General features: G+C 67.6%; 18 protein-coding genes and 1 pseudogene. 10 read left to right on the top strand and 9 right to left on the bottom strand.

Annotated features, from left to right (window positions below):
• Positions 1-175: 175 nt before the first annotated feature.
• Both B9Y64_RS07445 and B9Y64_RS07440 read right to left on the bottom strand, forming a co-directional pair.
• Positions 176-2467 (bottom strand): NADP-dependent malic enzyme, encoded by a 2292-nt coding sequence (locus B9Y64_RS07445; protein WP_014038426.1) that lies wholly within the window; start codon positions 2465-2467, stop codon positions 176-178.
• 230 nt (positions 2468-2697) lie between these two features.
• Positions 2698-4041 carry a dicarboxylate/amino acid:cation symporter gene (locus B9Y64_RS07440; protein ID WP_100440157.1) on the bottom strand — a complete coding sequence of 448 codons (1344 nt, stop codon included), beginning with the start codon at positions 4039-4041 and terminating at the stop codon, positions 2698-2700.
• Positions 4042-4373: 332 nt separating this feature from the next.
• Between B9Y64_RS07440 and B9Y64_RS22555 the strand changes: the two are divergent.
• A pseudogene (locus tag B9Y64_RS22555) lies at positions 4374-5539 on the top strand (OprO/OprP family phosphate-selective porin).
• A 66-nt stretch (positions 5540-5605) separates the two neighbouring features.
• Entirely contained in the window at positions 5606-8248 is a 2643-nt protein-coding gene (locus tag B9Y64_RS07430) for a hybrid sensor histidine kinase/response regulator (protein WP_100440156.1), read from the top strand.
• A gap of 406 nt (positions 8249-8654) precedes the next feature.
• Here B9Y64_RS07430 and B9Y64_RS07425 read toward each other — a convergent pair whose 3' ends face one another.
• The 4 genes from B9Y64_RS07425 to B9Y64_RS07410 are packed head-to-tail and all read right to left on the bottom strand — an operon-like array spanning position 8655 to position 12497.
• Positions 8655-9305: a response regulator gene (locus B9Y64_RS07425; RefSeq protein ID WP_100440155.1), complete on the bottom strand. Its 651-nt coding sequence runs from the start codon at positions 9303-9305 to the stop codon at positions 8655-8657.
• A gap of 60 nt (positions 9306-9365) precedes the next feature.
• Positions 9366-10421 carry an ABC transporter substrate-binding protein gene (locus B9Y64_RS07420; protein WP_100440154.1) on the bottom strand — a complete coding sequence of 352 codons (1056 nt, stop codon included), beginning with the start codon at positions 10419-10421 and terminating at the stop codon, positions 9366-9368.
• Positions 10418-11809, bottom strand: a complete 1392-nt coding sequence (locus B9Y64_RS07415) for a sensor histidine kinase (protein WP_100440691.1) — start codon at positions 11807-11809, stop codon at positions 10418-10420. Before B9Y64_RS07415 ends, B9Y64_RS07420 begins: the two co-directional genes overlap by 4 nt.
• A complete protein-coding gene (locus B9Y64_RS07410) occupies positions 11802-12497 on the bottom strand; it encodes a response regulator transcription factor (RefSeq protein WP_100440153.1) in 696 nt (231 codons plus the stop codon). The genes B9Y64_RS07415 and B9Y64_RS07410 overlap by 8 nt, the downstream gene beginning before the upstream one ends.
• A gap of 211 nt (positions 12498-12708) precedes the next feature.
• On the opposite strand from B9Y64_RS07410, the gene B9Y64_RS07405 reads away from it, so the two are divergent.
• The 4 genes from B9Y64_RS07405 to B9Y64_RS07390 all read left to right on the top strand — a co-directional run bounded on the left by B9Y64_RS07405 (position 12709) and on the right by B9Y64_RS07390 (position 18611).
• Positions 12709-13845: an OprO/OprP family phosphate-selective porin gene (locus tag B9Y64_RS07405; RefSeq protein ID WP_100440152.1), complete on the top strand. Its 1137-nt coding sequence runs from the start codon at positions 12709-12711 to the stop codon at positions 13843-13845.
• 75 nt (positions 13846-13920) lie between these two features.
• Positions 13921-15249 (top strand): CitMHS family transporter, encoded by a 1329-nt coding sequence (locus tag B9Y64_RS07400; RefSeq protein ID WP_100440690.1) that lies wholly within the window; start codon positions 13921-13923, stop codon positions 15247-15249.
• 24 nt (positions 15250-15273) lie between these two features.
• A complete protein-coding gene (gene phbB, locus B9Y64_RS07395) occupies positions 15274-16014 on the top strand; it encodes an acetoacetyl-CoA reductase (protein ID WP_100440151.1) in 741 nt (246 codons plus the stop codon).
• Between the two features lie 302 nt (positions 16015-16316).
• On the top strand, positions 16317-18611 hold the full coding sequence (locus tag B9Y64_RS07390; protein WP_100440150.1) for a TonB-dependent receptor: 2295 nt from the start codon (positions 16317-16319) through the stop codon (positions 18609-18611).
• Between the two features lie 518 nt (positions 18612-19129).
• On the opposite strand, the gene B9Y64_RS07385 is transcribed toward B9Y64_RS07390, so the two are convergent.
• Together B9Y64_RS07385 and rsgA are read right to left on the bottom strand one after the other, a co-directional pair.
• Positions 19130-20383, bottom strand: a complete 1254-nt coding sequence (locus tag B9Y64_RS07385; protein ID WP_100440149.1) for a flavohemoglobin expression-modulating QEGLA motif protein — start codon at positions 20381-20383, stop codon at positions 19130-19132.
• 126 nt (positions 20384-20509) lie between these two features.
• On the bottom strand, positions 20510-21619 hold the full coding sequence (gene rsgA, locus B9Y64_RS07380) for a ribosome small subunit-dependent GTPase A (RefSeq protein ID WP_100440148.1): 1110 nt from the start codon (positions 21617-21619) through the stop codon (positions 20510-20512).
• 114 nt (positions 21620-21733) lie between these two features.
• On the opposite strand from rsgA, the gene B9Y64_RS07375 reads away from it, so the two are divergent.
• Genes B9Y64_RS07375 through B9Y64_RS07365 form a run of 3 tightly spaced genes read left to right on the top strand, consistent with a single transcriptional unit; the run spans position 21734 to position 24353 of the window.
• Positions 21734-23008: a pyridoxal phosphate-dependent aminotransferase gene (locus tag B9Y64_RS07375; protein WP_100440147.1), complete on the top strand. Its 1275-nt coding sequence runs from the start codon at positions 21734-21736 to the stop codon at positions 23006-23008.
• Between the two features lie 3 nt (positions 23009-23011).
• Positions 23012-23629, top strand: coding sequence for an SGNH/GDSL hydrolase family protein (locus B9Y64_RS07370; protein ID WP_100440146.1), 618 nt, complete (start codon positions 23012-23014; stop codon positions 23627-23629).
• A 4-nt stretch (positions 23630-23633) separates the two neighbouring features.
• The gene (locus tag B9Y64_RS07365) at positions 23634-24353 is read left to right on the top strand and encodes a class I SAM-dependent methyltransferase (protein WP_100440145.1); all 720 of its coding nucleotides are present in this window, start codon (positions 23634-23636) and stop codon (positions 24351-24353) included.
• 414 nt (positions 24354-24767) lie between these two features.
• Here the strand turns inward: B9Y64_RS07365 and B9Y64_RS07360 are convergent, their stop codons facing one another.
• Positions 24768-25547 (bottom strand): polysaccharide deacetylase family protein, encoded by a 780-nt coding sequence (locus tag B9Y64_RS07360; RefSeq protein ID WP_100440144.1) that lies wholly within the window; start codon positions 25545-25547, stop codon positions 24768-24770.
• A gap of 59 nt (positions 25548-25606) precedes the next feature.
• On the opposite strand from B9Y64_RS07360, the gene grxD reads away from it, so the two are divergent.
• Positions 25607-26533 carry a Grx4 family monothiol glutaredoxin gene (gene grxD, locus B9Y64_RS07355; RefSeq protein WP_100440143.1) on the top strand — a complete coding sequence of 309 codons (927 nt, stop codon included), beginning with the start codon at positions 25607-25609 and terminating at the stop codon, positions 26531-26533.
• The last annotated feature ends 37 nt before the right edge of the window (positions 26534-26570 follow it).

Here is a 26570-nt window from a genome sequence, read left to right as displayed (position 1 = left end):
CGGCCGTTGCGGCAAATGAAAACACCGGGCAATGCCCGGTGCTTTTCATTTGCGCCGACCTCCAACCGCGCCAGCGCCATCATTCTTCCGACCAGGAGCCCCTTCTTGTTGAAGGGGCGCGCCGAAGGCGGGGGTAGAGGAAGAATGCGTGGGCAGCGGAAGTGGGAAAGAAGGCTTACGCCTTCTTTTCCGCTTCCAGCTGCTTGCGGATCTGCGCATCGACCGCGGCAATCGCGGTCATGTTCAGGATCCGGCGCGAGGTCGCGCTGGTGGTCAGGATGTGCACCGGCTTGTTCACGCCCATCAGGATCGGGCCGATCGCCACGCCGTCGGTGAACACACGCACCAGGTTGTAGGCGATGTTGGCCGCTTCCAGGTTCGGCAGCACGAACAGGTTGGCGCGGCCCTGCAGGGTCGAGCCCGGCAGCAGCTTCTGGCGCAGCGCTTCATCCCATGCGGTATCGCCCTGCATTTCGCCATCCACGTTCAGACGCGGGTTGCGCTTGAGCAGCAGCTCGCGCACCTGGCGCATCTTCAGCGCATCCTTCGAATCATGGCTGCCGAAGTTGGAATGCGACAGCAGCGCCACCTTCGGCTCGATGCCGAACAGCTTCATGCGGTAGGCCGCCTGCAGGGTCGCTTCGCACAGCTGCTCGGCGGTCGGGTCTTCCTGCACGTGGGTATCCACGAAGAAGAACACGCCCTGCTGGTTGATCACGCCGGTCATCGCCGAGGTCGACGTGACCTTCGGCTCCAGCGGCAACACGCTGCGCACGTAGCCCAGCTTCTTGTGGAAGCGGCCGACGATGCCGGTCAGCATCGCATCGGCTTCGCCACGAGCCACCATCACCGCCGCGATCAGGGTCGGGCGCGAACGCATCAGGTTCTTCGCCGCAGCCACGGTCACGCCACGACGGCCGGTCAGGCCGTGGTAGTACTGCCAGTACTCGTTGAAGCGCGGATCGTCGTTGATGTTGGTGACTTCAACGTTCTCGCCGATCTTCAGGCGCAGGCCGAGGCGCTCGATGCGCGACTCGATCACTTCCGGGCGGCCGATCAGGATCGGGTGCGCCAGGCCGTCATCGACCACGTTCTGCACCGCCTGCAGCACCACTTCCTCTTCGCCCTCGGCGTACACCACGCGCTGCTTGTCGCTGCGCGCGCGGTCATAGACCGGCTTCATCATCAGGCTGGTGCGGTAGACGAACTGGGCCAGCTTGTCGCGGTAGGCGCCCATGTCGTCGATCGGGCGCGAGGCCACGCCCGAGTCCATCGCGGCCTGGGCCACGGCGGCCGACAGCTCCACCAGCAGGCGGCGGTCGAACGGGCGCGGGATCAGGTATTCACGGCCGAAGCTCGGGGTATCGCCGCCGTAGGCCGAGCCCATGTCGGTGGCGGCACGGCGTGCCAGTGCGGCGATGGCACGCACGCAGGCGATCTTCATTTCCTCGTTGATCGCAGTGGCGCCCACGTCCAGCGCACCACGGAACAGGTACGGGAAGCACAGCACGTTGTTGACCTGGTTCGGGTAGTCCGAACGGCCGGTGCCGATGATCGCGTCCGGACGGGCGGCGCGCGCCAGTTCCGGCATGATTTCCGGGGTCGGGTTGGCCAGCGCGAAGATCACCGGATCCGGCGCCATGGTCTTGACCATGTCGGCGGTCAGGATGCCCGGCGCCGAAAGGCCCAGGAAGATATCCGCGCCGTCGACGATCTCGGCCAGGGTGCGCTTGTCGGTGTCGCGCGCATAGCGCTGCTTTTCCGGGTCCAGGTCGGTACGGCCGGTGTGGATCACGCCCTCGCGGTCGAAGGCCAGGATGTTCTCCGGCTTCAGGCCCAGCTGCACCAGCATGTTCACGCAGGAAATGCCGGCCGCGCCCATGCCCGTGGTCGCCAGCTTCACTTCCTCGATCTTCTTGCCGGTGATCGCCATCGCATTGAGCACCGCCGCGCCGACGATGATCGCCGTGCCGTGCTGGTCGTCATGGAATACCGGGATCTTCATGCGCTCGCGCAGCTTGCGCTCGACCACGAAGCACTCCGGCGCCTTGATGTCTTCCAGGTTGATGCCGCCGAAGGTCGGCTCCAGCGAGGCGATGATGTCGACCAGCTTGTCCGGATCGGTCTCGTCGACTTCGATGTCGAACACATCGATGCCGGCGAACTTCTGGAACAGCACACCCTTGCCTTCCATCACCGGCTTGCCGGCCAGTGCGCCGATGTTGCCCAGGCCCAGCACGGCGGTGCCGTTGGAGATCACCGCCACCAGGTTGCCGCGGGCGGTCAGCTCGCTTGCCTGCTGCGGGTCGGCCTTGATCGCTTCACAGGCGTACGCCACGCCCGGCGAATACGCCAGCGACAGGTCGCGCTGGGTCAGCATGGGCTTGGTAGCGGAAACCTTGATCTTTCCCGGCGGGGACATCCGGTGGTAATCGAGGGCGGCCTGTTTGAAATCTTCGTTGGACATCGATGTGGGTTACATGAATGGGCAGAAGGGACAGGGGATGATACCCCCGTTGGAGCGTCTGGACCTGTCGCTATCCTGTCGCAGGCATGCTGCGACCGCACAATTCCATGCCGTATGCGAAGGTACCGCGACACCAGCTTCGGCGCTGCCCATGACAGCCATGGGACGCCCTGAAACGCCGCGGGGCCGTACCACTGTCGTGACCGGCCCCGCGGTACCACACACCTGGATCAGCCCTTGGCCGGCAGCGCCTCGGGCAGCGCATCGACCGGCGGCGGCAGTTCGCTTTCGCGGCCATCCAGCGCCAGCTTCAGGCGGTTGCGGTCCAGCGCGCCTTCCCAGCGCGAGACCACCACGGTGGCCACGGCATTGCCGATGAAGTTGGTCAGCGAGCGGCATTCGCTCATGAAGCGGTCCACGCCCAGGATCAGCGCCATGCCGGCCACCGGCACTTCCGGCACCACCGCCAGGGTCGCGGCCAGGGTGATGAAGCCGGCACCGGTGACACCGGCCGCGCCCTTGGAGCTGAGCATGGCGACCAGCAGCAGGGCGATCTGGTGGCCCAGGGTCAGTTCGGTGTTGGTGGCCTGGGCGATGAACAGCGCCGCCAGGGTCATGTAGATGTTGGTGCCGTCCAGGTTGAACGAATAGCCGGTCGGGACCACCAGGCCCACCACCGACTTGCTGCAGCCGGCGCGTTCCATCTTCTCCATCAGCGACGGCAGCGCCGACTCCGACGAGGAGGTGCCGAGCACCAGCAGCAGTTCGGCCTTCAGGTAGCGCGCCAGCTTGAATACCGAGAAGCCGCACAGGCGGCAGACCAGACCGAGGATCACCGCCACGAACAGGAAGGCGGTGAGGTAGAACGAGCCCACCAGCCACGCCAGGTTGATCAGCGAACCGACGCCGTACTTGCCGATGGTGAAGGCGATCGCGCCGAAGGCACCGATCGGGGCAGCCTTCATCAGGATGTGCACCAGCTTGAACACCGGGGCGACCAGCGCCTCCAGGAAGTTCAGCACCGGCTTGCCCTTCTCGCCCACCATCGCCAGTGCGATGCCGAACAGCACGGCCACGAACAACACCTGCAGGATGTTGCCATCGACGAACGCGCTGAGCAGCGTCTTCGGAATGATGTCCATCAGGAAGCCGACCAGGGTCAGGTCGTGCGACTTCTCCACGTAGCTGTGCACCGCGGTCTGGTCCAGCTCGGCCGGGTTGATGTTCATGCCGGCGCCGGGCTGCACCACGTGCGCCACGATCATGCCGACGATCAGCGCCAGCGTGGAGAAGAACAGGAAGTACGCCATCGCCTTGGCAAACACCCGGCCCACCGTGCGCAGGTGGGTCATGCTGGCGATGCCGGTGACGATGGTCAGGAAGATCACCGGCGCGATGATCATCTTCACCAGGTTGATGAAGGCATCGCCGAGCGGCTTCATCTTCTCGCCGACCAACGGTTCGTAGTGGCCGAGGATGGCGCCCAGGACGATCGCCACGATCACCTGGAAGTACAGCTGGCGATAGATCGGCAACGGCTTTGCAGGCACCGGTGCTGCGGTCGGGATGTGCATGGCGGACTCCGGAAGGGGCGTTTTCAGGCACGTACGGCCCCGGGACTGCACGGGAACCGTTACCGTGGAAACTGATCGCAGGCCCTGTGCAGCACGCACAGGGGGTGCGACCAATGGACGCCTTTGTACGCGCCAGGCACGCCGGCGCAGATAACCTATTGGTACTAGCCCCCCGGTTCAGGTGGCACAGGTGCCTACACTGGCGCCGCACCGCCCGATCCTGGGGAGGCTGGTGGCCCGGGCTGAACGGCTGGGCGTGTCTTTGCGAAAGTTCCGGTCCTTGCGGCCGTTGTTGTCCTGTCCACACGCAATCTGAGAGAGCCGCACCCAACATGCGCCCGAATCCCACCTTGCTGGCCCTGTCGCTGGCCACCCTTCCCGCCTTTGCCTCGGCCGCCGATTTCGACAACTGGCCGACCAAGTACACCTTCGGCGATGGCACCGAGCTGGCGGCCACCGCCAACATCGCCTACGACTACAACGACTTTTCCTCGGCCAGTGGCCTTGAGGACGATGACGCCGTGCGCCGCAAGGAATTCGGCGCGACGCTGAAAAAGAAGGGCGTCTACGATGCGATGGTCTACTACGACTTCCAGGCCGATACCTGGCTGGACGTGTTCGTGCGCTTCGAGAGCAAGGCGTTCTTCGGCCGTGACGTCGGCCGCTTCCGCTTCGGCTACATGAAGACTCCGGTCGGCCTCGACGCGAATACCTCTTCGCGCGCCGGCAGCTTCCTGGAAACCGCGCTGCCCGTGCAGGCCTTCTATGCAGGACGCCGTACCGGCGTGGAATGGGTGCTGGAGCGTCCGCAGTACCTGCTGCAGGCCGGCGCCTATGGCGGCAAGGACCTGCAGGGCGACAATCCCGGCACGACCCAGGCGGTGCGCGCGGTGTGGACGCCGGTGAAGGCACCGGTGATGTGATCCACCTGGGCGTGGCCTACTCGCAGGAGAATCCGCGCGGCTACAGCGATGGCCGCGATGTGCACCACGAGGCCAGCGCCCGCCTGCGCGCGCGCCCGGAAGCCGGCCTGACCGATATCCGCTACGTCGATTCCGGCGCGCTGGTCACCGCTGACCAGATCCGCCGCACCGGCCTGGAAGGCATCTGGATCCGCGGCCCGTTCTCGCTGCAGGCCGAAGCCCTGCAGGCCACCGTCACCCGCAAGGGCCTGCCCGACTACACCGGCAGCGGCCAGTACGCGATGGCCAGCTGGGTACTGACCGGCGAATCGCGCCCGTACAACGCTGGCGCGGTGGCCAACATCAAGCCGGCGCACAACTACGGCGCGGTCGAACTGGTGGCCCGCTACAGCCGCCTGGACCTGGACGACGGCAGCATCCTCGGTGGCCGCCAGCACGACCTCACCCTGGGTGCGAACTGGTACCTGACCAGCCACTTCAAGTTCCAGGCCAACTACGTGAAGGTCGACGCCAGCCGTCGTGGCGTGCACAGCACGCCGGAGATCTTCGAACTGCGCGCGCAGATGCACTTCTGACCCCTTCCACGTCAGATCCCGGCGGGCGTGCACGCCACGCCCGCCGGCCCTGCGTAGACTGCCGCCATGTACTGGCTCAGCCGCCACCGGATGCTGTTGCTGACGATCCTGGTGATGGTCGGTGGCACCGTGCTGTGCGCGGTCGCCGCCGGCCACTACGCCTGGCGGCGCGCGCTCGGCGAGGAAAGCAGCCAGGTGCAACGCCAGCTGCAGCTGTACGGCCAGGGCCTGCAACAGCGCATCGACCGCTTCGGCACCTTGCCGCAGGTACTGGCGCTGGATCCGGATCTGCTGCACGCGCTGCGCGTGCCACCCTCGCCCACCGAACGGCAGCGCCTGAACCTCAAGCTGCAACGCGCCAATGAAGTCACCCGTGCCTCGACCCTGACCCTGGTCGGCCATGATGGCGTGGCGGTGGCAGCCAGCAACTGGGACCAGCCCACCACCAACGTCGGCGAGAACTACAGCTACCGTCCCTACTACCGCCAGGCGCTGGCGCAGGGCCGTGGCCGCTTCTACGGCATCGGCATGACCACCGGCGTGCCCGGCTACTACCTCTCGCAGGCCATCGAAGAAGACGGCAAGCGGCTGGGCGTGGTGGTGATCAAGGTCGAGCTGTCCGCGCTGGAACAGGAATGGCTGAGCAGCCCGGACGTGGTGCTGGCCAGCGACGACCACGACGTGGTGTTCCTGGCCAACCGTGACAGCTGGCGCTACCGGCTGCTGCGCCCGCTGGGCGCCCATGAGCGCCGCGAGATGCTGGACGCCCGCCAGTACGCCGACCGCGCCTTGCAGCCGCTGCGCGCGCGTACCGAAGACGTGCTGGCCGACGGCGGCCGCATGGTGCGCCTGCTGGATCCGGCACTGCCGCAACCGATGCTGTGGCAAAGCCTGCCGCTTCCCGCCGAGGGCTGGAACCTGCACCTGCTGCACGACGCCAGTGCCGCCACCGGTGCCGGTCGCGCCGCAGCACTCACCGGCGGTGCCGCCTGGCTGGCGTTGGGCTTCCTGGTGCTGTTCGTGCAGCAGCGCCGGCGCCTGGCCAAGCATCGCCTGCGCAGCCGCCGCGAGCTGGAAACCCTGCTCAAGCAGCACGCGCAGGAACTGCGCACCGCACAGGATGGCCTGCTGCAGGCCGCCACCGATGCCGACAGCGGACTCAGCCGCAGCCTCGAACACCTGCCCCAGGGTGTGGTGGTGATCGACCGGGAACTGCGCCTGGTCGCATGGAATTCGCGCTATCTGGAGCTGTTCCGCTTCCCGCTGGATCTGGTGCGGGTGGGCCGGCCGATCGAGGAACTGTTCCGCTTCAACGCACGCCGTGGCCTGCTCGGTCCCGGCCCGGTGGACGAGGCCATCGAGCGCCGCCTGAACCATCTGCGCAGCGGCCGCCCGCACATGCGCGAGAGCGAGAAGGACGACGGCACGGTGCTGGAGATCCGTGGCAATCCCCTGCCCGATGGTGGCTTCGTCACCAGCTACGCCGACATCACCAGCTACAAGAACGCTGCGCGTGAACTGCGCTCGCTGGCCGATGCGCTGGAACATCGCATTGCCGAGCGCACCCACGACCTGGACGAAGCACGCCGCGAGGCCGAGCAGGCCAACCGCTACAAGACCCGCTTCGTGGCCTCGGCGGTGCACGACCTGCTGCAGCCGCTCAATGCGGCGCGCATGTTCGTTTCGGTGCTGCGCGGCAAGCTGAGTGACCCGGCGCAGCAGCAGACCAGCGACCACATCGATGCCGCGCTGGCTGCGCAGGATGCGATTCTCAACAGCCTGCTGGATATCGCCCGGCTGGAATCCGGCAGCCTGCCCACCCGCGTGCAGGCGTTCCGACTGGGGCCCCTGCTGCAGACCCTGGCGCGCGAGTTCGGCATCGCCGCGCAATCGCGTGGGCTGATGGTGGACTGGGTCGACACCGGCGCCGTGGTGGTCAGCGATGAAGCGTTGCTGCGCCGTATCCTGCAGAACTTCCTGTCCAATGCGCTGCGCTACAGCGAACGCGGCCGCGTGCTGCTCGGTTGCCGGCGCCGCGATGGCCTGCTGTGGATCGAAGTGCACGACCAGGGCCCTGGCATTCCCGATGCGCTGCAGGGCGAGATCTTCGAGGAATTCCGCCGCCTGCACGACGGCCAGCAGCGCGGTGCCGGCCTCGGCCTGGCCATCGTCGATCGCATCGGCCGCCTGCTCGGCCATCCAATCCGGCTGCGCTCGCACGTGGGCCAGGGCAGCGTGTTCGCAGTGGGCGTGCCGCTCGGCGAGGCCAGCGCGATTCCAGCCACGGCGCCCGCGCCGGTGCTGGTCCAGGAGACCGCTGCGGACAATCCCCTGCGTGGTCGGCGCGTCTGGGTGATCGACGACGATCCGCACGTGTGCGCGGCCAGCCGCGCCTTGCTGGAACGCTGGGGTTGCGAGGTGGTACTGGCCGACGGCCCGCAGGCCGCGCTGCAGCTGGCCAATACCGCGACCGTGCCGGAGCTGGTGCTGCTGGACGTGCGCATGGGTGACCACCACGGACCGGTGCTGTACGAGACGCTGGCGGAGCTGTGGCAGGCACGGCCGCCGGTGGTGCTGGTAACCGCCGAACGCGATGCGGGGTTGCGCGAGATGGCCGCCGAGCGCGGCTGGGGAATGATGGCCAAGCCGGTGAAGCCTCCGGCGCTGCGGGCACTGATGAGCCAGCTGCTGATCCGCCATCGCGGGTGATTCCAGCCAACGGCGCAGCCCCTCGTGGGTGGTCGCGCAAAGCAGTTCATCGGTGGGGCCGGGTAGATGGGCTGCGCTTGCTCGTGTAGAGCCGAGCCCATGCTCGGCTTGGCGGACCGACCGCAGAGCAGCCGAGCGTGGGCTCGGCTCTACAGAAAGCGGCCTGTCAGGCTGCCTTTGCTTTTGATCTTCTTTTTCTTCTCCGTGGGTGACAGGCCACCGCAATCTGTCAGAGGCCGGTCTTGCCGTGTGCGCAGGACGGCGCACACGAGCAAGCGGCTGCCAAGTCTCCAGGGACGGATTCACGGCGTCCCCCGCGCACCCAACCCGACCGGCCCACTCGCGGCTTCTGCTTTCAGCGACCAACCCAAACCCACCCACGAGGGGCTGCGCCGTTGGCAGGAAACTACAGCCCGGCGCCGGCGTCGCCCTCAGGCTCCAGCGCCTTCACCAGCACCGCTGCCTGCGTTCGGCTATGGCACTCGAGTTTTTTCAGGATGGCGGTGACATGCACCTTCACCGTGTTCTCGGCCAACCCCAGCGTGTAGGCGATCTGCTTGTTGAGCAGGCCATCGGCCAGGCACAGCAGCACGCGGAACTGCTGCGGGGTCAGCTGGGCCAGGCGGCTGGCCAGCAGCGCGTCCGCCTCGGAACGCTCGGCGGCCATCGCCGGAAACCACAGGCCACCATCAAGCACCGCCTGCACCGCTTCGCCAATGGTCTCGGCAGGGGCCGACTTGGGGATGAAACCGGCGGCACCGAACTGCTGGGCACGACGGATCACCCGTGGGTGGTCGTTGGACGAGAGGATCACCACCGGAATGTCCGCATGCGAGCCACGCACGTGCAGCAGTGCGGAAAAACCGTGTGCACCGGGCATGGTCAGGTCGAGCAGCACCAGGTCCACATCCGGGTGCGCGTCGAGTGCCTCGGCCAGTGCCTCGGCGCTGGCGACCTCGCGTACCTGTGCCAGCGGCAGGCTCTGCCGCAATGACTGCACCACCGCCGAACGCAGCAGCGGGTGGTCATCGGCGATCAGGATGGTGTATTCGCTCATGCCGACATTGTACGGCCAGCAAACCGCATCCGCCGGCCACGGCCCGGCGCTGCCAGGACATCAGCGCCCTGCCGGCTCGACGCTGCTGCGCCAGGCGTCGAGGAACTGGCGGCGCTTGAGCGCATCCAGGTACACCAGCAGGCCCGGGCCCAGCTGGATCGGGCGCCGGCTGCGGCCGGGCGCATCCGCGCCGCGTGCGTTGCCGGTCACGATCGGCATCAGCCGAGCCTCGCGCGAGAGCACCTGCTGGCCACGCGGCGACAACAGGTAGTCGAGGAAGCGCCGGGCTTCTTCCGGGTGCGGGCCGGTACGCGGGATCACCGCAGTACGCAGCACCACCAGCGTGTAGTCCTCGGGTTCGACGATGGCCAGCGGAGCGCCAGCATCGACCCGTGCCTGCGCGTAGGAGCCGAGCACGTTGTAGACCAGCGACAGTTGGCCACTGGCCACCTTGTCCAGCAGCACGCCGGTGCGCTCTTCGCGCACCACATCGTTGTCGCCCAGCGCACCCAGCAACGCGCCGGCAATGCTGCCGCGCTGCGCATCCTGGGTTGCCAGCAGGTAGCCGACACTGCTGCGCTCGATGTCATAGGTGCCTACCTTGCCGCGCAGCGGTGCTCCCTCGGCACGCAGCCGGTCCAGCAGCTGGCGGCGTGTGTGTGGCACCTTCGCCGCAGGCATTGCACGGGTGTTGTAGACCATCACTACCGGCTCGTAGCTGATGCCGAATGCCTCGTTGCGCCACTGCGCCCACCCCGGCAGCGCGGCGGTCTGCGCCGAACGGTGTGGCAGCGCGTGGCCATCGTTGACCAGCCTGGTCTGCAGGTCCATGCCGCTGGAGATCAGCAGGTCCGGCGATGCCGGCCCGGCACGGTCGTGCAGGTACCGTGCGTACAGGTCCTGGGTGATGATGTCTTCGTACACCACTTCGGTGCCCGGGTGCAGCCGCTGGTAATCGGCGATGACCACCGCGAACACTTCAATGTCGGTGGTGCCGTGGATGCGCAGCTGCGCGGTGGCCGCTGCATGCGCAGGAAAGCGGCGTACATCACCGGGCGCGGCCAGCACCGGCAGGGCCAGCAGCAGCGCAACGGCCATGGCGAACAGGCGGATCATGAGCTGCTCCGGGGCAGGCGGATGGTGGCGACCAGCCCGCCCTGCGGACGGTTGCTGAGGTCGATGCGGCCGCCATGGCTGTCGACCACGCGCTTGACGATGGCCAGGCCAAGCCCGGCGCCGCCGGACGGCGCGCCTTCGCCACGCGCGAAGCGCTCGAATACACGTTCGGCATCGCCAGGCGGGATACCTGCACCATGATCGGCAATGGTCAGCACGGCCTGCCCGCCCTCCACGGTCAGCGCGATCTGCAGCGGGCCCTCGCCGCCGTACTTCAGTGCGTTGTCGACCAGGTTCTTGATCGCCTCGCGCAGCAATAGTGCGTCGCCATGCACCTGCACCGGCTCGGCGGTCATCGCCAGCTGCACGCGTGGCGCCGGGCCGGCCTGCGGCAGCGCTTCATGCAGGGCCTGGTGCACGGTCTCGGCCAGGTCAACCGCCGCAAAGCGCTGCAGATGGGAACGATGGATCACGCTGGCATCGCTGAGCAGCTGGTTGAGCAGCCGGCTCATATGCGTGGCATTGCGCTCGATCGCCTGCAGGCTGCGCCGCATGTCCTCCGGATCGTCATCATCCAGCGCCAACTGCGCCTGCGCGCGCAATGCCGCCAGTGGCGTGCGCATCTGGTGTGCCGCCTCTGCCATGAACGCGCGCAGCGTCTCGTTGCTGCTCGACAGGCGTTCCATGAAGCGATTCAAGGCCGCCACCATCTGGTCCATCTCGCGCGGCACGCGGGCATCCAGCGGCTTCAGGTCGGACGGTTCGCGGCGCGACAGCTCGCGCTCCACCCGCACCAGCGGGCGAAACGCGCGATGCACGCCAAAGGCCACCAGCGCCAGCAGCAGGCCGGACAACACGCCGATCGCCAGCAGCGCGCGGTTGACCATGTCCTGCGCCAGCGCTTCGCGCGCACGCCGGGTCTGGCCAACCTGCACCTGCACCTCGCCCTGCGCCGAGGCGGCGGCGAAGCTGCGGCCGACCACCACGAAGCGCACGGTCTCGCCGCTGTAGCTGGCATCGAACAGCTGCGGCTGCGTGCCGGGCCTGCGCGGCGGCGCCGGCAGGTCACCGTAGCCGGTGATCAGCCGGCCGCGGCTGTCGGCCACCCGATAGAACACGCGGTCTTCCGGTGCCATCGCCAGCAGATCCAGCGCGGCATACGGCAGATCCACCTGCCACTGGCCATCGACCAGGGCCACCGAATCGGCAATGGACAGCGCCGAGGACACCAGCAGGTGATCGTAGGAGCGATTGGCAGCACGCTGGCCGTAATCGCGTGCGGCAAACAACAGGGCCACCGCGAACACCGCCAGCAGCACGCCGAGGTAGAGCAGCAGCGTGCGCCGCAGCGAACCCGGCGCCGCAGCCGCAGCGCGCGCGTCAGCCATCGGCGTCGGCGTCGGCATGGGTATCGCTTGCTTCCAGCAGGTAACCGACACCGCGCACCGTAGTGATACGCAAGGGTGCGCCGGCCAGCTTCCTGCGCAGGCGGCCAACATACAACTCGATGGCGTTCGGGCCGGCTTCGTCATCGAAGCCGAACAGGCCGTTGCCGATCTCGTCCTTGCCGACCACCTGGCCGAGGCGACCGACCAGGATCTCCAGCAGGCGGTATTCGCGGTTGGGCAGTTCGATCGGTTCGCCATCGAGGCTGACCCGGTGCGCAGCGTTGTCGAACTGGAAGCCGCCGATCTGCACCACTTCGCTGGCCTGGCCACGCGCACGCCGCAGCAGCACGCGGCAACGCGCTTCGAACTCGCGGAAATCGAACGGCTTGCCCAGGTAGTCGTCGGCCCCCACATCCAGCGCCTGCACGCGATCTTCGATGCCATCGCGCGCGGTCAGCATCAGCACCGGCGTGCTGTCACCGCGCTCGCGCATGCCGGCCAGCACGCGCAGGCCATCGAGCTTGGGCAGGCCGATATCCAGCACCACCAGGTCAAAGCTCTGGTAGCGCAGCACGCTGGCAGCAGCCAGGCCATCGGCCTGCCAGTCCACGGCGTGCCCGCTGCGGCGCATCCGGCGGATGATCGCATCGGCCAGATCCGGATTGTCTTCGACCAGCAGCAGGCGCATGGGCACACGTGTGGGAGGGGAAACGAATGCTACCGCATGCCGCCGCCGCGCCCGTTTTACGCTGCACCGCACCATCCGTTGACAGGACGATGACAGCTTGCCCGACCCAGACTGCGGCCGCGCACCGTCCGGTGCCCACGATTGCCGCGCGCCTGGCGCGCACCTGGGAGGGTTTGTGGAATTCACGTTTGCCTGGCGGCGTCCTGCCGCCATGATGGCGCTGGCTGCCCTGTCGGCGCCGGCCTTCGCCGAAGACGACCGTCCGGTCACCGCCACCCTCGGCGGTCGCCTGCACCTGGACTTCGCCACCTTCGACAACGACAACCGCGGCACGCCGAACAAGGACGACACCGAAATCCGCCGCGCCTGGGTGGATGTGTCCGGCAGGTTCTTCGTGGTCGACTACAAGCTGGAAGCCGACTTCTCCGGCGACCGCGTCGAGGCCAAGGACGTGTACCTGGCACGCAGCTTCGGCAAGGCCGGCAAGCTGACCGTGGGCCAGTTCAAGCAGTACTTCTCGCTGGATGACCGCACCAGCTCCAACTACGGCAGCTTCCTGGAGCGCGGCAACGCCGGCACCACGCTGGCGCCGCTGTACCGGCTGGGTGCGTCGTGGCAGGCCAATCCGGGTGATTTCACCTGGGCGGCCAGCGTCTACAGCCTGGAAAGCATCGACGCCTGGCAGGTGAAGGGCCGCGCCGCCGGTGGCCGCGTCACCTGGGCACCCTCGCCCAGCGACGGTGACGTGCTGCACCTGGGCCTGTCGCTGGCCCGCGAGGCCTACGACAACCCCGGCGCCAACGGCGTTCCGGGCCTGAAGATCCGCCCGCGCCCGGCCGGCCACCTGTCCGACGAGAGCCGCCTGACCCTGGTCGATTTCTCCGCCGGTCGCGATACCGACGTCAACAAGTGGTCGCTGGAGTACGCGCAGGTACGCGGCCCGCTGTCGTGGCAGGGCGAGTTCAGTGGCGCCACCTTCGATGACGGTGCGCAGCGCGGCGACGTGATGGCCGCCTACGGCATGCTCAGCTGGTTCGTCACCGGCGAAAGCCGTGCCTACGATCGCAAGACCGGTCGATTCGCACGGGTGAAGGACATCCGCCACAAGGCCGGCGCCTTCGAAGTGGCGCTGCGCTACGACCAGATGTGGGGCGCGCAGCACCTTGATGGCGCGCCGGACCTGCGCCGCGGCAGCACCGAAGCTTGGACGCTGGGCGGCAACTGGTACCTGCGCGACAACCTGCGCTTCATGCTCAACGTGATCGAAAGCCGCAACCGCGACCGCCTCGCCGGAGTCACGGTGGACCGCACGCGCGCGGTCACCGGACGCCTGCAGTACGACTTCTAAGCCCGGTATCCCGGGCATGCCGCCCGGGCCCCTTCCACTCCCCCACATCCTGTTTTCGCAAGGAGTCCGCAGATGATGCTGAGCATCCTCGGCTTTGGCATGGTCATTACGTTCATGTACTTGATCATGAGCAAGCGGCTGTCGCCGCTGGTGGCCCTGATCACCATCCCCATCCTGTTCGCGCTGATCGGCGGCTTCGGCGCCGGCATCGACGAAATGATGCTGGAAGGCATCAAGAAGATCGCGCCGACCGGCGTGATGCTGATGTTCGCCATCCTCTACTTCGGGGTGATGATCGACGCCGGCCTGTTCGATCCGCTGGTGCGGATCATCCTGCGCTTCGTCAAGGGCGATCCGATGAAGATCGTGCTCGGTACCGCCGTGCTGGCGATGCTGATCTCGCTCGATGGTGATGGCTCGACCACGTACATGATCACCGTCTCGGCGATGCTGCCGCTGTACCAGCGCCTCGGCATGAACGCGCTGAACATGACCTGCGTGACCATCCTCGCCGGCGGCGTGATGAACCTGACCCCGTGGGGCGGCCCGACCGCACGCGCGGCCACCGCGCTGCACGTGGATCCGGCCGATGTGTTCGTGCCGCTGATCCCGTCGATGGTGATCGCCTGCGCCGGCGTACTGCTGCTGGCCTGGTACCTGGGCCTGAAGGAACGCCGTCGCCTCGGCGTGGTGACCCTGCCCAAGGGCGGCAGCTGGATGGACAACAGCGTGTCCGACGACAGCAATCCGCTGCCGACCGTGGAAGACGCCGAGGACATCAAGCGCCCGAAGCTGCTGTGGGTCAACCTGGCCCTGACCGTGGCACTGATGACCGCGCTGATCATCGGCCTGCTGCCGATGCCGGTGCTGTTCATGGTCGGCTTCGCCATCGCCCTGGTGATCAACTACCCGAACCTGGCCGAGCAGCGCCGCCGCGTGGTCAACCATGCCGGCAACGTGCTGTCGGTGGTGTCGCTGATCTTCGCCGCAGGCATCTTCACCGGCATCCTCAACAACACCGGCATGGTCGAAGCGATGTCGCACAGCTTCCTGGCGGTGATTCCGGAGTCGTGGGGCCCGTACCTGGCGGTGATCACAGCGGTTGCGTCGATGCCGTTCACCTTCTTCATGTCCAACGACGCGTTCTACTTCGGCGTGCTGCCGATTCTCTCCGAGGCTGCCAGCAACTACGGCATCACCCCGGTGGAAATGGCGCGCGCCTCGTTGGCCGGCCAGCCGGTGCACCTGCTCAGCCCGCTGGTGCCATCCACCTACCTGCTGGTGGGCCTGGCCAAGGTCGAATTCGCCGACCACCAGAAGTTCACCCTGAAGTGGGCCATCGCCATCTCGATGCTGCTGATGGTCGGCAGCCTGCTGTTCGGCCTGTACCCGCTCGCCGCCTGACCCCTTACCAAGGAGCCTTCTGCAATGACGCTTCGAATCGCTTACGTCACCAGCGGCATGGGCAGTGTCGGTACTGCCATCTGCCAGAGCCTGGCCCGCAGTGGCCACACCGTGGTTGCCGGCTGCGCGCCGAACTCGCCGCGCAAGGCCAACTGGCTGCGCGAGCAGCGCGAACAGGGTTTCGACTTCATCGCCTCCGAAGGCAACGCCACCGACTGGGCCTCGACCAGCGCCGCGTTCGCCAAGGTCCGCGCCGAAGTCGGCGAGGTGGACGTGCTGGTCAACAACTCCGGTGGCAGCCGCGACCTGCTGTTCCGGCAGATGACGGTGGAGGACTGGAACGCGGTGATCGCCTCCAACCTCAATGCGTTGTTCAACCTGACCAAGCAGGTGGTCGATGGCATGGCCTCGCGCGGCTGGGGCCGCATCATCAACATCGGTTCGGTCAGCGCCCACAAGGGCCAGATCGGCCAGGTGAACTACGCCACCGCCAAGGCGGCGATGCATGGCTTCAGCCGGGCGCTGGCCGCGGAAGTGGCCTCGCGCGGGGTCACCGTCAACACGCTGTCGCCAGGCTATATCGCCAGCCAGGCGATCAGCAGCTTCCCGCCGGACGTACTGGATCGGCTGGCCGCCTCGGTGCCGGTGCGCCGCCTGGGGCGCCCCGAGGAAGTGGCCGGCCTGTGCGCGTGGCTGGCCTCGGATGAAGCCTCGTACGTGACCGGTGCCGACTATCCGGTCAATGGTGGCCTGTACATGGGTTGAGTCCTGCCCATGCGGGGCCATGGGGTCGGCCACGGGGTCAGATCCCTTTTGCCTGCAAAAGGGATCTGACCCCGCCTCCTGCGGCCCCCCCCTGCCATCCCTGCACCGTTCGTTGGCTTCTTGGCCATGGGGTCAGATCCCTTTTGCAGGCAAAAGGGATCTGACCCCGCCTCTTCCGGACCCCGCCTGCCATCCCTGCGCCGTTCGTTGGTTTTTCGTAAAGAAGGTTTCATGTTCCGTTCGCATAGTGGCCATGCACCGCGCACGCGTGCCGGTGACCACCCCCAATGCAACGGACCACCATGCAGACCCGACACCTGACGATCGCCGTGGCGATCGCGCTCTCCGCCGCCGCCAGCGCCCATGCCACCACCGCCGATACCGGCGCCAGCACCGATGCCGCGCTGAGCGCGCAGACGCTGGATACCGTCTCCGTGATCGGCCAGGGCGAGACCCGCCAGGTGCAGCGCATCACCGCCGTCGACAAGCAGGTGCTGCCCCCGGGTACCAGTGGCCAGAAGATCCTCGACCGCCTGCCGGGCGTATCGGTGCAGTCCAACGATGCCTTTGGTGCCAACGAGGAATCGCAGACCATCAGCCTGCGCGGCTTCGACAAGAGCCGCCTCGGCTACACGCTGGACGGCATCCCGCTGGGCGACAACAGCTACGGCAACTACAACGGCCTGAGCATCGCCCGCGCGATCATCGCCGAGAACCTGGCCGGCGCCGAGCTGTCGCAGGGCATCGGCTCGCTGGGCGTGGCGTCGACCAGCAACCTGGGTGGCACCATCCAGTACTTCTCGATGGACCCGTCCACCGAATTCGGTGGTCGCGCCAGCGTCACCGTCGGTGACAACAACCAGCGCCGCGGCTACCTGCGCGTGGACACCGGCGACCTCAATGGCTTCTCGGCCTATGTGTCCGGCGTGCACCAGGACCAGGACATGTGGGCCGCGCCGTACCAGAACCAGACCACCCGCCAGTTCAACGCAAAGGCGGTGTGGAATGTCGGCGACCACCGCTTCGGTGCGTTCGTGGCGACCTCGCGCGCCAGCCAGGCCAACTACGCCTATCTGTCCAAGGACATGCTGGCCCGCGGCCTGGGCTACGACTGGAACATCTATGCACCGGACTGGGATCGCGCCGTCGCCGCTGCGTACTGCGCGCCGGGCACCTACAACAAGGCGCGCTGCGCGTTCAGCGGCGGCGTCAACAGCATCGACGATGCGTACTACCAGAGCCGTGCGCTGCGTGACGACAACCTGTATTCGGTCGATGCCGACCTGCGCCTGGGCGAGCAGGGCCGCCTGAAGCTGCTGGCCTACCACCACGACAATCGTGGCCAGGGCCACTGGTGGGCACCGGGCCAGCCTTCCTATCCGGGCACCGACAGGATGCTGCCGATCTCGATCCGCAGCACCAACTACACGATCAACCGCGATGGCCTGACCGCCGCGCTGTCGTGGACGGTGGGCATCCACGAGCTGGAAGCCGGCCTGTGGTACGAGCAGAACGACCATAACGTGTCGCGCAACTTCTACTACATCAGCGGCCCGTTCCTGGACGACCTGTACCTGAAGAACCCGGACCGCCTGCTGTTCAACCAGGACTTCGACATCCGCACGCGCCAGTTCTACGTGCAGGACCGCATGCGCTTCCTGGACCAGCGCCTGACCGTGGACGTGGGCATCAAGAGCCCCAACACCCGCATGCGCGCCACCGCGCAGCCCGGCGTGGAAACCAGCATCGCTTCGGGCACGCTGACCGCCAAGGAATCGGTGCTGCCGCAGGTGGGCCTGGGCTTCAAGCTCAACGCCAACAATGAGCTGTTCGCCTCCTACGCCGAGAACATCGCCGCCTTCGTCGGCGGTGGCAGCGGCGGCCCGCTGCAGGTGTCGCCGGAATCGTTCGCGGCCAGCGCCGGGCTGGAGCCGGAGAAGTCCAAGAGCCTGGAAGCCGGCTTCCGTACCTTCGGAGAGAAGTACCAGGCGTCGATCGCGGCCTACAACGTCAAGTTCGACAACCGCCTGCTGTCGCTGAACCCGTGCTCGAGCATTGAAGTCGGCACGCGTCCGGAGTGCGTGACGCGCTTCATCAACGTCGGTTCGGTGAAGAGCTACGGCGCGGAGCTGACCTTCATCTTCAAGCCGATCGATGGCCTGCAGTGGTACAACGCGCTGTCCTGGAACAAGACCACCTACGAGGATGACTACCTGTCCGGCGGTGCGGTGGTGCCGGTGGCCGGCAAGATCACGGTGGATACGCCGCAGCGCATGGCCTCCAGCGAAATCAGCTGGAACCGCGATGGCTTCTTCGCCAGCCTGCGTGCCAAGTACACCGGCAAGCGCTACTACACCTACACCAACGACCAGTCGGTGCCGGGCGTGACCACCTTCGACGCCGGTGCCGGCTACGACTTCGGTCCGGGCCTGGGCCTGCGCAACGTGCGGGTGTCGTTGAACGCGACCAACCTGACCAACAAGCGCTATGCCGGCCAGCTGAGCTCGTTCGCACCGACCGATCCGAAGGGGACGCGCTATGCGATCCACGCCAGCGCACCGCGGCAGCTGTTCATGACGGTGGCGGCGGAGTTCTAAGTCGAAAGCGTTGCCCCGCGGCGTCTTGATTACCGCTGCGGGGCAGGGCCGGATGGGCCGGGGCAGGACACGCCGTAAACCCCGCTTCGCGGTCCGGCCCAGCCGCTGGCGGCTGGGCGTTCGGGCGCTTGCGAAGCAGTGCTTCGCAAGCAAAGCGCCCTCACCCATGGGGGCTCGATGGCGCCATCCATGGCGCCAACGGTCCTGCGCCGGCCCATCCGACCCTGCTCGACGGTTTCCCGCGCCACGGTGCGGAGGGCAAAGAAGAGCAAGAGCAAAGAGCCGGGCATTGCCCGGCTCTTTGCTTTTCAAGCGCAATCCCTTCGGCGCGGTGATGTGCTGCCGCCCGCGCGGGAAACTGTCTGGCGGCGGTGGGGCACCCTGGCCAGGACCGTGAGGCGCATGGATGCGCCGATCGAGCCCCCATGGATGGGTTTACGGCGTGTCCTGGCCAGGGTGCCCCACCGCCGCCCAGCGATATCAATCGAGGCGCCAGCGCATCATCCCGCCAACGCCTTTCATTCCGGCGCCAGCTGGTCCATCCGTATCCGGTTGGCGAACAGCGAGAACGCCAGCATGCCGGCCAGGCCGTTCGCCCGGCTCACCCAGTGCGGCAGCCAGCGCGGTGGCTTCAACACCCCCGCCTCGAACAGCGGCGCGAAGGCGATCGCATCGGTCAGGCTCATCTTGCCGGCAAACAACCAGCGGCAGACCTGCAGCCGGTCCTCGGCCAGCATGTGGCGGAAGAAGGTATGCACCGACACCAGGCCGCGCAGGTACACCGTGTCCTTGGTGAAGGCCAGGCCGCCACTGGGCGGTACGCCGCGGAACACGCGCTGCGCCGAAGCGAAACTCTCCTCGGCGTTCTGCCCGGCATCGCAGAAGTAGCGGAATACCTCGATGAAGTCGGCGCCTTCGCGTGCCATGGCAATCGCTTCGGTACGCAGGCTGATGCGCTTGAGGCGCTCGATGTCGATGCTGCCGGTGATCTGTTCGGCGAACGTAGCCAGCCCTTCCTGGGTTGCCGTCACCCGCGGCGAGGACAGCGCCAGGCTCGGCAACACCGGTTGTTCGCGGCCGTTCAATGCGGTCAGCGAATGCACCAGCGCTTCATGGTGGAACAACTGCGCACGATCGTAGGCACTGAAGCGCGCACTGGTGCGCAGGCGGATGCGGGTCGGGCCTGCGGCCGCTTTGGAAACCAGTTCCGGGTCGAGCTGCACCTGGATGATGCGTGATTCGAAGAAGGCGTCCAGATCGTTCTGCAGCTGCAGTTGCAGCGCGATGGCCGAGACCGGCACCTGCTCCTCCGGTGCCAGCAGTTCGTGGTCCAGCTCGGCGGCAATCTGGATGAAGTGCCGCGCCGCTTCGCGCGTGCTGGGGCCATTGCCCGGCAACGGCTGCTCGGGCGCGCCGAACAGCTGCACCGAACAGGTATCGACTGCAGCGGTGCCCAGCCCTTCCAGTAGCTGCGCGGCCAGGTCCCAGCTGTGTGCCGACTGCCGCACATAGTGTCCCAGCGGGTGGCTGTCATCGCAGCCGGCAGCGATCGCGGCCAGCGCGCGGCGCTCTTCGCTGAAGTCGAGCCGAGGGTAATCCACCTTCGGCAGGACCGGCTGGCCGCGCGCCACGCTGTCCAGGAACGGTGCCTGCAGCGTGGCCGGCCAGCTGGTCAGTCCCAGCAGGCGGATGCCTCCCACGGCCTCGACCAGGCGCGCATCGAGCGCTGCATGGTGGGCCACCTCACGGTCCAGCGTCGCGGTCGGTTCCATGCGCGGACTATAGCGCCCTGCCGTGTCCGGCGCCGTGCGCCGCCGCCCGAGCATCGGCTCGGGCGCTACAGGGAATGATTCCACCGCGAACCAAGTGTAGAGCCGAGCCCATGCTCGGCTGCCTTGTTACCGCCGGCGCGGCTTGCCTGCCGGGCGGAACTGCTGGCCCTTGCCCTTCCTGCCGCTGCGCTCCTGCGCGGTCTCGGCCTGGCGTACCGCCAGCTTGGCGGCAGCGGCAGCCACTTCTTCCTTCAGCTTGAAGTAGTTCAGCAGCCGGCTCTCTTCGATCTCGCCGGCATCGATCGCCGCACGAACAGCACAGCCCGGTTCCTGCTGATGCTTGCAGTCGTTGAAGCGGCACTGTGCCGCCAGCGCTTCGATATCGGCGAAGCCGCCTTCGGACAGCGTCTCTTCACCGGTCGGCTTCAGCTCGCGCATGCCGGGGGTGTCGATCAGGCACGCGCCCATCGGCAGCGGCATCAGCGCGCGATGGGTGGTGGTGTGGCGGCCGCGCGAATCGTTGGCACGCACCGCGTTGGTCTTCATCCGCTGCTCGCCGAGCAGGGTATTGGTCAGCGTGGATTTGCCGGCACCGGAAGAACCCACCAGCACCACCGTGCGGCCCGGGCCCAGCCACGGCTGCAGCACCGCCACGCTGTCGGCATCCAGTCCATTGATCGCATGCAGCGCGATGCCCTGCATTTCCAGCTCTTCCAGCACCGCCAGCGCATCCTCGCTGTACTCGGTCTGGTCGGCCTTGGTCAGCACCACCACCGGTTCGGCACCACCGCCGCCGACCAGCAGCAGGTAGCGTTCGATGCGCCTCGGATTGAAGTCGGCATCCAGGCCGCAGACGATGAACACCGTATCGATGTTGGCCGCGATCACCTGCTGGTGATAGTGCTCACCAGCGGCGCCACGCTTGATCGCGGTGCGGCGTGGCAACAGCGCGACAATGCGGATGCCGTCCAGCAGCACCCAGTCACCCACGGCCGGCCGCTCGTGGCTGGGGAAGCGCGGGCGCTGCCATTCCGGCAGCGACTCGGCCTTGATCGCCGCGTCCGGGCCATCGGCCACCACGTAATGGGTACGGTGCTGTTCGATCACCCGCGCCGGGCGGGCCTGCGGGTGCGCGGCCATCACGGCCTGCCAGTCGGCCTGCTGCGCCGGGCCCGGCCAGGGCCAGCCGATGGTCTGCAGGGCGATGAAATCGGGGGTCTGGGTCATCGCCGCCATTCTACCTGTGACGGCCCCCTGCCAGCCCAGCAATGACAAGCCCGGAGCCCTTGCCATGCACTGCAGCAATTCCGGTAGGATGGAATCCCCATGCCTTTTGACGGCCCAGCCCCCATGTCCACCATCTCGCCCAAGCCCCTGGCCATCCGCGAGCGCCTTTCCGAAGTGCGCTACGAGATCCGCGGAGAACTGGCGCGGCGAGCCCGGGAGCTGGAGGCGCAGGGCCGCAAGCTGATCAAGCTCAACATCGGCAATCCGGGCAACTTCGGTTTCCGCGCACCCGAGCACCTGCAGCGCGCGATTGCCGACGACATGGGCCGCACCGACCCGTACACCCACCAGCAGGGCCTGCCGGTGGCACGTGAGGCCATCGCCGGCTACTACGCCCGCCGCGGTGCGCCGGATGCACACCCGGACCGCATGTTCGTCGGCAACGGCGTCAGCGAGCTGATCGACCTGTCGCTGCGCGCACTGCTCAATCCGGGCGATGAAGTGCTGGTGCCGTCGCCGGACTATCCGCTGTGGTCGGCCTCGACCATCCTCAACGATGGCCGCCCGGTGTACTACCGCTGCGCCGCCGAGAACGGCTTCCAGCCGGACCCGAGCGAGATCGAGACGCTGGTGTCGTCACGTACCCGCGCCATCGTGCTGATCAACCCGAACAACCCCAGTGGCGCCAGTTACCCGCGCGAACTGCTGGAGCGCGTGGTCGAGATCGCGCGACGCCACAACCTGCTGCTGCTGGTCGATGAGATCTACGACCAGATCCTGTACGACGATGCGGTGTTCCAGCCGGTCGCGCCGCTGGCCGGCGACCACCCGTGCCTGACCTTCAGCGGCCTGAGCAAGGTGCACCGTGCCTGCGGCTGGCGCGTGGGCTGGGCCCACCTGAGCGGCGACGACGCACGCCTGGGCGACTTCCGCGCAGCGCTGGACCTGCTCGGCGCGCTGCGCCTGTGCGCCAACGTGCCGGGCCAGTATGCCATCGAGGCCGCGGTGAACGGCCCGGACACCATCTCCGAACTGTGCACGCCGGGTGGCCGCCTGTATGAAACCCGCCGCGCAGTGATCGAGGCCTGCGAAGCCAGCGAGCACCTGTCGCTGGTCGCACCGGCCGGCGCGCTGTATGCGTTCCCGGCCGTGGTCGGTGCCGCCGCCAAGGGCTTCGACGACCACAGCTTCGCACTGGACCTGATGAACAACGAGGGGGTGCTGGTGGTACCGGGTTCCAGCTTCAATGTGCCCTACCGCCATCATTTCCGCGTGACCCTGCTGCCGGAAGCCTCGGTGATGCGCGACGTGTTCGCCCGCATCGACCGCGTGCTGGCCCGGCGTGCCGAGGACGCGACCAAGGTCGTGCCGCTGAAGCCACGCCGTTCGGTGGCCTGAGCCGTGGCGCTGTCCTACCTGGCGCTGGGCGACTCGTACACCATCGGTGAAGCGGTTGCGGTCGAAGGCCGCTGGCCGCACCAGCTGGCCGCCGCGCTGCGTGCGCAGGGCATCGAGCTGTCTGATCCGCAGACCATTGCGACCACCGGTTGGACCACCGACGAACTCGATGCCGGCATCGACGCGGCCGCACCGCAGGGCCGGTTCGATTTCGTCAGCCTGCTGATCGGCGTCAACAACCAGTACCGCGGGCGTCCGCTGGACGAATACCGCGTCCAGTTCCAGGCCCTGCTGCAGCGTGCGATCGGCTTCGCGGGCGGTGATGCTGGCCGCGTGCTGGTGCTGTCCTTCCCCGATTGGGGTGCCACCCCGTTCGGCGCCGGCAGTGGCCGCGACCTGGCCGCGATCGAGATCGAGACCGACGAATTCAATGCCGCCGCCGAGGTGATCAGCACCCAGCAGGGCGTGGCCTTCGTCGACATCACCGACATCAGCCGCGCGCAGGGCGAAGACCCGACGATGATCGCCGAGGACGGCCTGCATCCTTCAGCACGCATGTACGCGCTGTGGAGCGCGTGCGCCCTGCCGGTCGCCGCGCATCTGCTGGGCGGCACGGACTGAGGCGATGGACGGCACGCCACGGAACGGCCCGCCCCTGCCCTGTACGCCCCTGACAGCCGCGCAGGCCCGCTTGATCGCCGAAGCGTTCCGGCCGGTGCAGGCCTGGGGCAGCCGCCGCGACTACTACTACACCCGCGGCAAACTGGGCAGCGACCCGTTGTACGACGGCGTGCTGCAGCATCTTCCCGACGACGGGCAGGCGCTGCTGGACCTGGGCTGCGGGCTGGGCCTGTTCGCCCATGTGCTGCGCCAGCGCGGCGGCAGCCAGCCCTACCTCGGCGTGGACGTGGATGCCGGCAAGATCACCCGCGCCCAGCGCGCCGCCACCGGCCTGCACGATGTGCGCTTCGACTGCCTGGACGTGCAGGCGCCACTGCCGGCGCAGGCCGGGCACGTCCTGCTGCTGGATGTGCTGCAGTACCTGGATGCGGGGCCACAACAGGCCCTGTTGCGCGCGGCCAGTGCGCGGGTCGCTCCCGGCGGCCGCCTGCTGCTGCGCACGCCACTGGCCACTGGCGATGGCCGCGACCGCACCACGCGGGTGGCGGACCGGCTGGCCTGGCTGGTCGGCTGGATGGGCACGCGGCCGCGCCACTACCCCGACCCGCAGATGCTGCAGGCGACACTGGCCGAGGCCGGATTGCAGGTGACGCCGCCTCGCCCCCTGCATGGGCGCACCCCGTTCAACAGCTGGTTGCTGGTGGCCGAACGCCCTGGAGTGTAGGGCTACAGGATGATCACCCGCCCCTGTAGAGCCGAGCCCATGCTCGGCTGCCCTGCAACGTCTGCCGGTGCTGCGCACCGCCGCCCGAGCATCACCCGCCCCTGTAGAGCCGAGCCCACGCTCGGCTGCCCTGCAACGTCTGCCGGTGCTGCGCACCGCCGCCCGAGCATCACCCGCCCTTGTAGAGCCGAGCCCATGCTCGGCTGCCCTGCAACGTCTGCCGGTGCTGCGCACCGCCACCCGAGCATCACCCGCCCCTGTAGAGCCGAGCCCATGCTCGGCTGCCCTGCAACGTCTGCCGGTGCTGCGCACCGCCACCCGAGCATCGGCTCGGGCGCTACAGAATGATCGCCAGGTCTTGTAGTTGTAGAGCCGAGCCCATGCTCGGCTGCTCCAGGCGCCCCCTTCCCGGAGTTACGGGGCCGGCAGCTCGGCCTTCAGCCCGCGCTCGTCCAGCGCCTGCAGCACGCGCTCGATGATCACCAGGTTGTGACCGTGGGCGGCCCCCTCATGCAGCAGCACGATGGCGCCCGGGCGCAGGTCCGGCAGCAGCCGGTCGAGCACGCCCTGCGCCGTGCAGCCGATACCGTCGAAGCCGCGCGCGCTCCAGCCGACCCGGACCAGGCCCAACCGCTGCAGTACCGGTGCCACGAACGGATTGGTCATGCCCACCACCGAGCGGTACCAGCGCACCGGGCGACCGCTCACCGCCTGCAGCGCATGCTGGCAGCCCTCGATCTCGGCACGCATCGCCGCCGGCCCCAGCCGCCAGAAGCGCGCCTGTGGATGGCTGTGGCTGTGGTTGCCCAGGTCGTGCCCGCGGCGCAGGATCTCCTGCACCAGCGCCGGCTGCGCCAGCGCGCGCTCGCCCACCAGGAAGAAGGTGGCGCGGGCCTGGTGGCGGTCCAGCAGGTCGAGCACCGCACGGGTTTCCGGGCCAGGACCGTCATCGATGGTCAACCAGACACTGTTGCCGGCATCCGGCAGCCGGCTCAGCACCGGCGCATAGAAGCGGCTGTTGGGCAGGAAGATCGGCACCATGAACAGTGCGTGGCTGGCCACCATCAGCGGCAGCCCCCAGTGCCAGCCGGCCAGGACCCAGGCCAGGATCACAGCCAGCTGCGACGCCACCAGCCAGGGCAGCCAGCGCCAGGGCCGGGTCGGAATGCGATGCAATGTTCCTGCGTTGCTCATCCCCCATGATGCCATGAGGGTTAGAATCGATGATTCGAATTCCCGGAACCCCGACGTCCATGTCCCTCGATCCCGCCCTGCGTTCACGCATCGATTCCATCCTCAACGCCAACCGCGTCGTGCTGTTCATGAAGGGCCAGCCGTCGATGCCGCAGTGTGGCTTCTCGGCCAAGGCCGTGGGCGCCCTGCAGGACCTCGGCGTCGAGTTCGCCCACGTCAACGTGCTGGCCGACCAGGAAATCCGTGAAGGCATCAAGGCCTATGGCGACTGGCCGACCATCCCGCAGCTGTACATCGACGGCGAACTGGTCGGCGGCAGCGACATCGTGCTGCAGATGGCCGCCAGCGGTGAACTGAGCAGCGTGCTGGGCCTGGCTGCGCCGGACCGTACCCCGCCGAGCATCACCGTCACCCCGGCTGCCGTGGAAATGCTCAAGGGCGCGCTGGCCGATGCCCCGGGTGCCGCCCTGCAGCTGTCCATCGATGCCGGTTTCCAGCCGAACTTCCAGCTGGCCCCGCACGACGAAGGCGCCATCGCCGCCGAGTCCAACGGCCTGCGCGTGCAGTTCGACCTGGCCAGCGCCCGTCGCGCCAACGGCATCACCATCGACTGGGTGGACGACATCCGCGGCAAGGGCCTGGCCATCGACAACCCGAATGCACCCAGGCCGGTGCAGGAAATCAGCGTGCGCGATGCCGACGACCTGGTGCGTGCCGGCAACATCACCCTGGTGGACGTGCGCCCGGCCGACGAGCGTGAAATCGCCGCCGTGGGCGTGCCGTTCAAGACCTTCGACGGCACCGGCCGCGCCGCGCTGGAAGCCCTGCCCAAGGACACCCCGCTGGCCTTCATGTGCCACCACGGTGGCCGCAGCGCGCAGGCCGCCGAGCAGTTCCGCGCCCTGGGCTTCACCAAGGTGTTCAACGTCACCGGCGGCATCAATGCCTGGTCGGAAGACGTCGACAACGGCGTGCCGAAGTACTGATCGGCCCTGAAAAAGGGGACGGAGGGGATTAAGTCGT

It is taken from the genome of Stenotrophomonas maltophilia (genome assembly GCF_002799245.1).
Lineage (GTDB): Bacteria > Pseudomonadota > Gammaproteobacteria > Xanthomonadales > Xanthomonadaceae > Stenotrophomonas > Stenotrophomonas maltophilia_S.
Note: the sequence above shows the minus strand (reverse complement) of the source record. Positions and strands in the feature narration are given on the sequence as shown.